The 11,841-nt window shown below is 46.8% G+C and carries 9 protein-coding genes; 4 read left to right on the plus strand and 5 right to left on the minus strand.

What is annotated here, in order from left to right; genetic code table 11:
- The first annotated feature begins 37 nt into the window (after positions 1 to 37).
- From UF06_RS08755 to arsB, 4 genes are all read left to right on the plus strand, one after another.
- On the plus strand, positions 38 to 1,294 hold the full coding sequence (locus tag UF06_RS08755) for an MFP transporter (RefSeq protein ID WP_226972796.1): 1,257 nt from the start codon (positions 38 to 40) through the stop codon (positions 1,292 to 1,294).
- Positions 1,291 to 4,401, plus strand: coding sequence for an efflux RND transporter permease subunit (locus UF06_RS08760; protein ID WP_045570104.1), 3,111 nt, complete (start codon positions 1,291 to 1,293; stop codon positions 4,399 to 4,401). The genes UF06_RS08755 and UF06_RS08760 overlap by 4 nt, the downstream gene beginning before the upstream one ends.
- Before the next feature lie 287 nt (positions 4,402 to 4,688).
- Positions 4,689 to 5,027 (plus strand): metalloregulator ArsR/SmtB family transcription factor, encoded by a 339-nt coding sequence (locus UF06_RS08765; protein WP_045570105.1) that lies wholly within the window; start codon positions 4,689 to 4,691, stop codon positions 5,025 to 5,027.
- A gap of 44 nt (positions 5,028 to 5,071) precedes the next feature.
- Positions 5,072 to 6,166 (plus strand): ACR3 family arsenite efflux transporter, encoded by a 1,095-nt coding sequence (arsB, locus tag UF06_RS08770; RefSeq protein WP_045570106.1) that lies wholly within the window; start codon positions 5,072 to 5,074, stop codon positions 6,164 to 6,166.
- Positions 6,167 to 6,263: 97 nt separating this feature from the next.
- On the opposite strand, the gene phoU is transcribed toward arsB, so the two are convergent.
- From phoU to UF06_RS08795, 5 genes are all read right to left on the minus strand, one after another.
- Positions 6,264 to 7,016 carry a phosphate signaling complex protein PhoU gene (phoU, locus tag UF06_RS08775; RefSeq protein ID WP_045570107.1) on the minus strand — a complete coding sequence of 251 codons (753 nt, stop codon included), beginning with the start codon at positions 7,014 to 7,016 and terminating at the stop codon, positions 6,264 to 6,266.
- A 23-nt stretch (positions 7,017 to 7,039) separates the two neighbouring features.
- Positions 7,040 to 7,879, minus strand: coding sequence for a phosphate ABC transporter ATP-binding protein PstB (pstB, locus tag UF06_RS08780; protein WP_045570108.1), 840 nt, complete (start codon positions 7,877 to 7,879; stop codon positions 7,040 to 7,042).
- A 5-nt stretch (positions 7,880 to 7,884) separates the two neighbouring features.
- Entirely contained in the window at positions 7,885 to 9,255 is a 1,371-nt protein-coding gene (gene pstA, locus UF06_RS08785; RefSeq protein WP_082069642.1) for a phosphate ABC transporter permease PstA, read from the minus strand.
- Positions 9,256 to 9,271: 16 nt separating this feature from the next.
- On the minus strand, positions 9,272 to 10,654 hold the full coding sequence (gene pstC, locus UF06_RS08790) for a phosphate ABC transporter permease subunit PstC (protein ID WP_045570109.1): 1,383 nt from the start codon (positions 10,652 to 10,654) through the stop codon (positions 9,272 to 9,274).
- A gap of 68 nt (positions 10,655 to 10,722) precedes the next feature.
- The gene (locus tag UF06_RS08795) at positions 10,723 to 11,745 is read right to left on the minus strand and encodes a substrate-binding domain-containing protein (RefSeq protein ID WP_045570110.1); all 1,023 of its coding nucleotides are present in this window, start codon (positions 11,743 to 11,745) and stop codon (positions 10,723 to 10,725) included.
- Positions 11,746 to 11,841 lie beyond the last annotated feature (96 nt).

An 11,841-nucleotide genomic window follows, 5' to 3' on the forward strand; every position in this document is an offset into this window, starting at 1 on the left:
ATCTTTATTTATACCACCGGTCCTTCTCGGTGTTGCAATGCTCCTATTAGCTCCAGCAATGAAAGCAGAACCACCCAAAGCCATTGATAATACGGGGAAAAAGGTGGTTCGGGTACTTAAAGTCACCCCACGAAAGATCCAACCTTCTGCCGTAGGCTATGGCCACACCCAACCCGCCAGAGACTGGCAAGCCCAAGCGGAGTTGGAAGGTGTGGTCGTCTGGGTTGCGGATAACTATCATGATGGCAGCCTTATCAAGCAAGGTAGTGAAATTCTCAGGCTGGATCCCTCATCTTATGAACTCGCTATTGCCCGTTTGCAAGCCGAACTTGAAGTGGCAAAACTGACCGCTCAAACTATTTTGGAAACATTGAATATTGCCGAAAGAGAGTATCAGCTTCAGCAATCAGACTATGATCGTACGGTTCGCCTGAGTAAAACGGGCCATATATCCGAAACAGAGAGAGATAAAGCGGCCAAAGATCTTCTCAACAGCCAGCAACAGTTTCAGGCGCAAAAAAATAATCTGGCGATTAACAAAGCGACACAAAAGGTACTTCTGACGGAACTGGCGATAGCTAAGCGCGATCTTGAACACACCATTATCAAAGCCCCTTTCGATATAAGAGTCACAGACAAAGTAATTGGTCTGGCGGAATACGTTAATAAAGGCGAGCTCATGCTAAAAGCCGATGGGATTGATGCGGTTGAGATCCGTGCCCAGTTCCCACTTGGCAAAATGCGTCCTCTGAGAAGAGCGCAAATGCTAAGTAAAACAAACAGTAATGGCTTTACGGATCTTGAGGCAAGGGTAGAACTGAACGCAGGGGACCACCTTATTTCTTGGGATGCGAACGTCAGCCGTTCCGGCGGACAGGTGGATGCGCAGACACAAAGCCAGAGTATTGTGGTGCAAATTGACAACCCGCTCAAGCAGGCGTCTCCGGGCAAAAGGCCACCACTGATTAGAGACACCTTTGTCAAAGTGACCCTGAAAGCACCAGTGATGAGCGAGCAGATCCTACTGCCCCTAAACGCCATTCATAACGACAAGGTCTACTTGGTGGAAGAGGAGAAACTGAAAATTCAGCCTGTAGAAGTGGATTTTGTTCAGGGTCAGGTTGCCGTTATCAAATCGGGCATCCAGAAGGACGATATTGTTGTTTTAAGCAAGCTTTTCCCAGCCGTTGAAGGAATGTTACTCAAACCGCAACCCGATAAAAATATCGACCCATGGTTGGATAAAGAAAGCGGGTTTAAGTTAGGTAAAGCAAAGAGTGAGGTCAAATTATGATCTCATTTTTTACTCGTCACCCCACTGGCGCGAATGTGCTGATGGTTGCGATATTGTTGCTCGGGGCTTTTGCATTACCTAAATTGCAAAAAGACACCTTCCCTGTCACTCAAACCAAAAACATCGAAATTCGCATTAGTTACCCGGGCGCTTCCCCAGCCGAAGTGGTTGAAGAGATTTGCACCCCGCTGGAGGAGGCTATCGATCTGATCAACGGTGTCAAAGAGTTCACCTGTGATGCCAGAGAGAACATGGCTATTGGTAATGTGGAAATCGATGAGGGTGAAAATACTGACGCGCTCACCTCGGACATTCAGCAGCAAGTCAACGCCATTAGTGACTTCCCCGACAGAGTTGAGCAGATCACGGTCAATAAACTTGATAGGGTAGCGACAGTCGCCAGTGTCGCTATCAGCGGAAATATGTCAGCGAAAGATCTCTACCTCTATGCCCAAGAGGTGAAACGCCGGATGAAATCACACCCTCTCATCGCTCAGGTTTCAGTTGGTGGCTTTTCCGATCAGGAGATTGAAATTCGTGTATCTCAGTGGAAGCTTAAGCAATACGGGCTGAGCATCTCTGACTTATCCAACCTTGTGCAGCAGCAAAGTGTCAGTACCCCTGCCGGCGTATTTACTAACGATCTCGAAGATCTGAGTGTGCGCTTTGATCAAATGAGTAATGACGTCGACGATCTGAAAAAAATCGTCGTGAAATCGAGTGAACATGGTACTCAAGTTCGGCTGGGTGATATTGCTGACATTGAGCAAAAGTTTGCTAATGAAGAGGATAAAATTCTCTTCCAAGGCCAGCGAGCTGCGCTGTTGCAAATATCCAAAAGCGATTCTCAGGACACTCTGAAAGTCAAAGAGGCGATTGTTCATTTGATCGAAAAAGAGCAGATGAGTGCGCCGCAAGGTGTCGAATTGACCATTACTCAGGATGTCAGCGTGAATATTGATGAGAGGCTGAGAATTCTGACCAGCAACGGAGTACAAGGGCTGGCACTGGCATTTCTCATGCTTTGGGCATTCTTTAATATTCGTTTTAGTTTTTGGGTCGCGTTGGGGTTGCCGGTCTCCTTCCTAGGCGCAATCTTTGCCATGTATGTGTTGGGTTATACCCTGAATATGATGACCATGGTGGGGCTTATCGTTGCCATCGGCCTGTTAATGGACGATTCGCTGATCATCGCAGAAAACATCGCCGCCAAAAGGCAAGCGGGTATGCCTGCATTTGCTGCTGCAGTTCAAGGCACCGCACAAGTGTTTCCAGGCGTCATCGCATCCTTTGCCACCACCGTAATGGCCATTGGCCCGCTGATGTTTTTGAGCGGAACCATGGGAGAGGTTCTACGCTACATTCCGATCATCTTGCTAATTACTTTGCTGGTAAGCCTGATTGAAGCTTTTTTCATTCTTCCTGCGCACCTTGCGCACAGCCATCTTGAGTCAAGTTCAAACCCGGTGCGAGAGAGGTTTATCGCCAGTTTTGAAAGGGTAAGAGATAAGTTTTTTGTTCCTCTGTCGCTAAAAGCGATGAATGCACCATACTTGACGCTGGGCGTTCTTACTATGGTCGTGCTGCTCTCAACCGCCACTTTCTCCGCAGGGCTTCTTAAGTTTAAAGCGATGCCATCACTGGAAAGCGATACGCTTCAGGCGCGTGTTCTGCTGCCACAGGGCAGCTTGCTTTCTCAAACCGAAGAGGTGGTTGCTAAGTTATCCCAAGCTCTGGACAAAGTGAATCAAGAATATTCAGGAAAATTCCCCGATTCAGAGCCATTGATGAGAAGCAAAACAATCATGTACAACACCAATATCGATGCTAACGAATCTGGGCCTCATATGGCGACAGTGAGTGCGGATTTACTTCCGGCGCAATTTCGTCAAGAGAGCATCAAATATCTGGTGCAACGCTGGAAGGAGAAAACAGGCCCCACGGCAGATGTTGTGTCACTTAAGTTTACCGATAAGGAAAGGGGCATCGCTGGCAATGGTATTGATATCCGTGTGCAGGGTAGCTCTCTTGAAGAGCTGGACAAGGTCAGTCGTTCTCTTATCAAGTGGCTGAAAGGCTTTGATGGCGTTTTTAATCTTTCCAGTGATCTGCGTTACGGGCGATCTGAAATTCATGTAAAACTCAAAGAGGAAGCTGGCGTGATGGGCGTTAACGCTGCACAGCTCGCCCAGACACTTCGCAGTGCGGTAAAAGGCAGTACCGATCTGACGGTGTTTCAGGGCAGTGAGATTCTGGATATCACGGTGCGCCTTGAGGAGTTTACTCACCAAGCCAGTTTGCAAGAACTCAAGGATCTGATGGTGACCGCGGCAAACGGGACGCTCGTGCCACTGTCTGCTGTTGCTGACTTTGAAGAACAACAAACCTTCTCCAGAATTAACCGAATAAACGGCATCAATACGGTCACGGTACAAGGAAATATCGACACCCGAGTTGCCAACGCCAGGGAAATTATGCAGCAGTTCTATGCGACGTTTGTCCCTAATGCGAAAAGGAATTTTCCGGACGTGAGCTTTGTTTCTCAAGGGCAAGACAAAGAAAGCGCCGATACTGGCGCCTCGTTGCAAACTTTCTTTGCTCTGGGGGTTATCGGGATTTATCTGATCCTGACTTTTCTATTCCAAAGTTACAGCCAACCGATCGCGGTATTGCTCGCCATTCCTATGGGGTGGATAGGTGTTGTTTGGGGCCACTTAGCGATGGGGCTCGATTTGACGATTCCGAGCCTTGTGGGGTTTGCTACCCTTGCTGGTATTGTGGTGAACGACAATATTTTGCTGGTCAACTTTATTAAAGAGAACATCGCCAAAGGTGTCGATTTGCTGGATGCTTGTCGTGACGCTGTTCATGACCGATTCCGCGCTATTTTTATCACTTCGCTCACCACCTTTGCAGGGCTGCTACCCCTGTTAACCGAGAGCAGTACTCAGGCGCAGTTTTTGATCCCGTTGATTGCCAGTATCGCCTTTGGCTTAATATCGGCAACGCTGCTGGCCTCGATTATTGTCCCTTGTGTGTTACTCATTCTCGATGACTTGGGTTTAAGTAAATTGTCAGAACCCAACCTACGGAACGATGCGCTATGAGGTTATTAGGTGGAACAGGCTACGAGCTCTTTTGTGTGATTCATTCAGCAGCAAATAAGGTGGGTGAATCGATACTCGGCCAAAGGTTCTGCTCCATCGGGCACTGTAACAAGCTTTTGCCCCATTCCAATGTTGTATCAATATTAAGCCGCTAATTTCTTATAGGTATCGACTTACTTTTACTAATCTAACTTATCTCTCAGAAGCACAGCTTAATTGAAAAATTGACATATACGGGAAATGAGATATATGATATTTCATATGTTTTATTGCGTTGAATAGTTCCTATGTTTGATCCAATCCTTCTTTACAAAGCACTTTCTGAAGAAACTCGGCTTAAGTCTCTGCTTTTAATGCAGAAGCAAGGAGAGTTGTGTGTCTGCGATCTCATGGAGTCGCTGAATCTCAGTCAACCCAAAGTCTCTCGGCATCTTGCCGAATTACGAAAGCACAGGGTTGTTCTGGATGAACGACGTGGTAAGTGGGTTTACTACCGTATCAACCCCGCGCTAGCTCCTTGGGTCAAGCAAGTGCTGGAGATCACCCTTAAGCATAATTTGACATTTATCGAGCCAGAGTTGCAGTTCATCCAAGGCAAGTCATGTTCGAATGGTGTGAACGAATGATGTTTTATTTCGTGGGTTTATCAATTTAAACTTAAAGAGGCTGTATGAGTAATATCTCAAGCTGTGTCGAAACCAGCGCATCTGAAAAAATGAGTTTTCTTGATCGATACTTAACCGTATGGATTTTTCTTGCAATGGCAGTTGGTGTCGGGATTGGCGTGTTATTTCCTCAAGTCGCTCAGTGGAACGAAAGCCTATCTGTTGGTTCAACCAATATCCCACTTGCGATTGGCTTAATCTTAATGATGTACCCGCCATTGGCGAAAGTGAACTATAGCCTTTTAGGTGAGGTAACTCGTGATAAACGCGCGATAACGCTTTCTTTAGTGATGAACTGGTTCGTGGGACCGATTTTGATGTTCACATTAGCCATCATTTTCTTACGCGATCAACCTGGTTATATGGTAGGACTCATCCTGATCGGCCTTGCTCGATGCATCGCTATGGTGTTGGTTTGGAATGATATCAGCGGCGGAAACAAAGAGTACGGAGCAACCTTAGTTGCCTTAAATAGCGCGTTTCAGATTGTCACGTACAGTTTTATGGCGTGGCTATTTATTACTGTTTTGCCGCCATATTTTGGGCTAGAGAGTTTTGTAGTTGATATTACCATTCTCGATATCGCCGAAAGTGTACTGATTTATTTAGGCATCCCATTTTTAGCTGGCTTTTTGAGCCGCAAATGGTTGGTGGCTGCTAAAGGTGAGCAATGGTACAACGAGGAGTTTATTCCGCGTATTTCACCGATTACGCTGGTGGCACTACTAGCGACGATAGTTTTGATGTTTAGCCTGAAAGGCGAGATGATCATTGAACTGCCGATGGACGTGATACGCGTTGCCATCCCTTTAGTGATTTACTTCTTAGTGATGTTTTTTGTCAGTTTTTTCATTGGTAAAAAACTGGGCATTCCTTACGATCAAAATGCTTCAATTGCCTTCACTTCATCTGGTAACAACTTCGAGCTGGCTATCGCCGTATCAATCGCTGTATTTGGGTTAAATTCTGACCAAGCGTTTGCTGGTGTGATTGGACCTTTGGTAGAAGTGCCTGTCTTAATCGCTTTGGTTAACGTCGCGCTGCGAATGAAAAAGAAATACTATGCCATTCATCCTAGTGATAAACCGCATAATGCTTAAGGTGGAATGGGGGCGTAACGGATTTAAACTCCGGATTGGTTTTCCTAAAAAATCAAAGGCTGCGAATTTGCAGCCTTTTTACCAATGAGCAATATCACTACGAACGGGTTTTCTGACTCGCTAAAAGATCGGCAATCGCTTGATCTTTTTGGTGGCGTACGTCTAAGCCAGTGACAAAATAAATCGTGTACTCACAAACGTTGCGCGCGTGATCACCAATCCGTTCGACCGCTCGACCTATCCACGTGATCTCTAAAATGGTTTGATAGTGAGTGCCTTGCACCAGCATATCTTTATCATTTTGACGCAAAATATCGCCGTAGCTGTTGTCGATTTGTTTATCTAACATTGCTGCTTCTAGCGCATCGTGTGCATTGAGATCGTGAAAAGCGTTCATCGATTTTTGCAGCATATTGATCACGTTCGCGTTAATTGTTTCAAACGCATCTTCTTGTAATTCAATACCATCAAAATAGTCTTTGTCACCCGGATGGTGCTCCTTTAAACGCAACACCGCATGGGCGATCCGTTTAGATTGATCGCCAATTCGTTCAAGATCCATGATCGCTTTCATGATCGAAAACACCGCACGTAAATCGCGGGCTGCGGGTTGGCGTTTGACTAAAATATCAATGCAGCGCTGATCAATGGCCAGTTCTAACAAATTGATATTATGATCGTGTTCAATGACTTGCTTGGCCAGTTCGGTATTGCCTGTCATAAACGCATCAAGTGCGTCCCGCACCTGTGCGATGACTAAATCACCCATATTCACCACGCTATCCACAATAGAACGCATTTCGCTATTGTAGCTATGGGAGGTGTGCCCATCGACACCATGAGTTGTCATAAAGTTCTCCTAAAATACAATCGTTAACCGAAACGGCCAGTAATGTAATCTTCAGTGCGGCTATCACGTGGGTTGGTGAACAACTCACGTGTTTCGCTCAGTTCAACCAAGTTGCCTAAGTGGAAGAAAGCGGTTTTATCGGAAACGCGCGCCGCTTGTTGCATGTTGTGTGTCACCATCGCAATGGTGTAGCTGCCTTTGAGCTCATCAATCAGATCTTCAATGATCGAGGTCGCGATAGGGTCAAGCGCCGAACAAGGTTCATCCATCAAAATCACTTCAGGGTTAACCGCAATCGCACGAGCAATACACAAACGCTGTTGCTGACCACCTGATAAACCGGTGCCTGGTGCTGATAAGCGATCTTTAACTTCTTTCCACAAGCCCGCACGACGTAAACTGGTTTCAACGATTTCGTCTAAATCAGTTTTATTATCCACCAGGCCATGTAATTTAGGGCCATAGGCGATATTGTCATAAATCGATTTTGGAAAAGGATTAGGCTTTTGGAACACCATGCCGACTTGGGCACGTAGCTGCACCACATCCAAACTTGGGTGATAGATGTCTTGCCCATCTAAGGTCACTGAACCTTCAACACGAGCCGTGTCAATGGTGTCATTCATGCGATTTAAACAGCGTAAAAAGGTCGATTTGCCGCAACCAGAAGGGCCAATAAAGGCAACCACTTCATGCTCAATGATATCCATATTGATGCCGTGTAGCGCCTCAGTTTCACCATAAAAAACTTTCACATCACGAGCGGCCATTTTAATCTGTGTGGCTTGAACCGCTTCTTTGGCTGTGCTTTTTACCTGTGGTGTCACAAGCGCGTGTTTGTTCATAATAGCTTCACTTATCATCTTTATTACCACCGAGTTTCAAAGCGTCGACGCAACCAAATCGCCAGCGCATTTAAGCTAATCATTAATGCCAACAATACGGTGATTGCAGCAGAGGTTCTTGCTTCAAAAAAGTTTCGCAGTTCGTTGCCTTGCCAGAGGAATATCTGCACAGGAAGTGCAGTCGATTGATCGAGCGGCGTCGCTGGCACACTCGCGACAAACGAGCTCATGCCGATCAAGAGTAGCGGTGCCGTCTCACCTAATGCTTGCGCGATACCTAAAATGGCCCCAGTCAGGATACCCGGTAGTGCCAAAGGCAATACGTGATGAAATACCGCTTGCGTTTTTGACGCACCGATACCCAGTGCCGCTTGGCGAATCGATGGCGGAATGGCTTTCAACGTTGAACGCGTGGCGATGATGACCGTTGGCAACGTCATAAGCGTTAGCACCAAACCACCGACAAGTGGCGCAGAGAGCGGCAGCTTAAACCACAAGATAAATACTGAAGCGCCTAGTAAACCAAAGACAATCGAAGGAACCGCCGCCAAGTTGTTGATGTTCACTTCAATCAAATCGGTGAACTTATTTTTGGGGGCAAATTCTTCTAGGTAAATCGCGGAAGCGACGCCAATCGGTACAGCCAACACCATAACGATGAGCATCATAAATACCGATCCCATAAACGCCCCAGCAAGGCCAGCAGAAGCCAATGAGCTGCGAGAATCGACGTTCATAAACAACGCAGTGCTGAACTTGTTTTGGATAACGCCACGCTCTGCCAATTCATCAGCCCAAGCGCGAGTACGTGCACTTAACTGCTGACGAGAGTCGGGTAAATCGCGGTCAATGTTGCCTTTTAACCACACATCAACGTTGGCTTCTGCCAGTAAGTCAAGACGCAAGGTTTGGCCGACCAGTGAAGGGTCATTAACGATCATATCGCGTAAAGCAAAGCGTTCACCGCTAGTGATCAGTTTAAGGGCGTCGCGCTGATAACGCGTTACTTCTGGAATTTCATTAGCCAAGCTGTTGACAATAATGCGGTTGAAATTAACCATGCCAACGCTGCTTTGCCATGTCAGCATGCGTTGCTTGAACTGTGCCGGGCTCTCATCAGTTTGTTGGATAGGTTTAGGATCTATTTTCACCACATCCGGGTCAAAATAGACATCCAAGGTCACTGTCGCTTGCCAAAAGGCTGGAATACCTTTGGAAAGGATTGACGTAAATAATATCGCCACAAAACTTAGAGCTAAAACAACCGCACTAATCCCGAAAACTTTAAAGCGTCGTTCACTGTTGTGACGTTTTTTCAGCGAGCGAGCAATGCGCTGCTTGGTTTCGTCACGCCGCGCTAAGATGTCATCCTTTGCAAGGTTAGAAGTACTCATGGTGTTGTCCATAGTGTTAATCATACTGTTCACGGTACTTACGCACGATAGCGAGTGCGATCACATTAAGGCTTAAAGTGATCACAAACAGGGTTAAACCAAGCGCAAACGCCACTAAGGATTGTGGGCTAGCAAAATCGGTATCACCGGTAAGTTGGTTGACGATGGTGACCGTCATGGTTGAGACGGCCTCAAAAGGGTTAGCGGTCAACACTGGGCTATTGCCTGCAGCAAGGACCACAATCATGGTTTCACCTATTGCGCGGCTCGCCGCAAGCAACACTGCGCCTGTGATTCCCGGTAGCGCTGCTGGCAGCACCACTTTACGGATGGTCTCTGATTTCGTTGCACCAAGGCCAAGAGAACCATCTCTCAGTGTTTTGGGCACCTGCGTAAGAATGTCGTCGGATAGCGAGGAAATAAAGGGAATCACCATTAAGCCCATCACAATCCCTGCTGTTAGAGCAGAAGTGGCGCGAATGTCGACATGGAGCCACTGTCCCAATTCATTCAAAAATGGGCCGACGGTGATTAAAGCAAAAAATCCGTAGACGATGGTAGGAATACCCGCGAGCACTTCAATAATCGGTTTGGCTATCGAGCGAACACGACTTGGCGCATATTCAGCCAGATAAATGGCGCACATCAGACCAATAGGAATCGCGACGATTAACGCAATCAAGGCGATTAAAAAGGTGCCTGCCAGTAACGACAACATACCAAAGCCGGTTTGGTTTTCTGTTCCAACGGTTGAAAAACGAGGGTTCCATGTGGTGCCGAAGAAAAATTCACTCGGGCTAACAAAACTAAAGAAGCGTAACGCTTCACCGACCATAGAAAGAACAATGCCGACTGTGGTTAAAATTGCCACGGCAGAACATAGAATCAGCAGTATATGCAGTGCACGCTCGACGGTGTTGCGTGCGCGAAGATCAGGGCGAATTTGTCGAGTGCTAAAAACTAATCCTGCTGCGGCCACCGTTGCCATCAAACCAGTGAGTAATAAATCGCTGCGTTGTTGTAACTGCTTGAAGTAATCTGCGGCGGTAATTTCTTGAGGAGAAAAGCTATCGAGCACAGCGAAGCCGCTGGCGATATTGTGCAGTTTGTTCATCAGTACCTGAGCACTTTCTGCAGCCGTTGGCTGAAGATCCGCAGGAAGGCTATCAATGACCATTTGCTGAATCAAAACGGGCGAAGATAGGCTCCACACAATCCAGATGAGCAATGCAGGAAGCACAGACCACAACAGAGTTAGCATGCCATGATAAACAGGACGAGAGTGTAAACGCTGAGTTCCCGTATTGGTTGATGCTACTTTTTTACTGCGCGTCAGACCCAATTGGTAAGCCAGTGTCATTACCGCCAGTAGCACAACCATCAGCATCAGATTATTCATTATTATTCTTACCTTATTAAAGCGTTAACTTGGGCCGACAAATGCCAACCCAAGCTAATCAGAGAGCCTTAAAGGACTTTACGACTTTTAATATTATTTGATACTTGAGCACGCTCTTTATCATCCATCGGGATAAGGCCAGCCGCTTCAAGTGGGCTGCCTGTTGCTCCCATTTGTTCGCTGACAAAGAATTGTGCGTATTCTAGGATTCCAGGTACGACACCAACATGTGCATTTTTGATGTAGAAAAATAGTGGACGAGAAACTGGATATTGTCCGCTGCCAATCGTTTCTAGGCTTGGGGTTACGCCGTTAACGGTTGCCACTTTCAAGCGGTCACGGTTTTGATCGTAGAAGCTTAGGCCAAATACACCAAGTGCATTTTTCTGAGCATCAAGACGAGCGAGGGTTTCGGTATAGTCGCCAGCGACTTCAACTACGCGGCCATCGGTGCGAATCGCATTACAGAAGTTGCCTTTGGCTTTTTTGTCCATCGCTTTGACTTCGGCAAATTTTTCACAACCTGGGTGAACCACTTTCTCTTCATACACTTCGCGCGTACCGTGGTTAGAGCCTGGGATCACAAGCAGAATTTCTTGATCAGGCAGAGAGGCGTCAATTTGCTTCCAGTTGGTGTAAGGGTTTGACACCATTTTGCCGTTCTGTGGAATTTGTGCTGCACCCGCTTTAAACACATGCTCTGGCTTAAGGGCAAAAGTGCCACTGTCGGTACGAGATGCGAACACGATGCCGTCATAGCCAACTTTAACTTCAATGATTTCTGTCACGCCATTAGCGCGGCAGCTTTCCACTTCAGAAGATTTAATCGCGCGTGATGCGTTTGCGATGTCAATGGTATTGACACCAACACCTTGGCAGAACTGGCGCAGACCGCCACTGGAGCCACCTGAACCGACCACTGGCGTGTTAAATTGTGGGAAGGTTTGGCCGAACTCTTCTGCAACGATAGAAGAAAATGGCAAAACGGTTGAAGAGCCTGCGATTTGAATTGTATCACGTGCCATTGCTGGGGCAGAGATGGCAGTTGCGATGGTTGAAGCAAGCAAAAGCGCATTGCGTCCGAACTTCATAATATTTCCCTCATTAAATTCCATAGACGTAGATTGTTTTGAAGAGCCTTGCGTAAGCGGCTTTGTATTGTTTAACTGAGGTGAAGTTTGAGCAGG

Source organism: Vibrio sp. S234-5 (assembly GCF_000960595.1).
GTDB lineage: Bacteria > Pseudomonadota > Gammaproteobacteria > Enterobacterales > Vibrionaceae > Vibrio.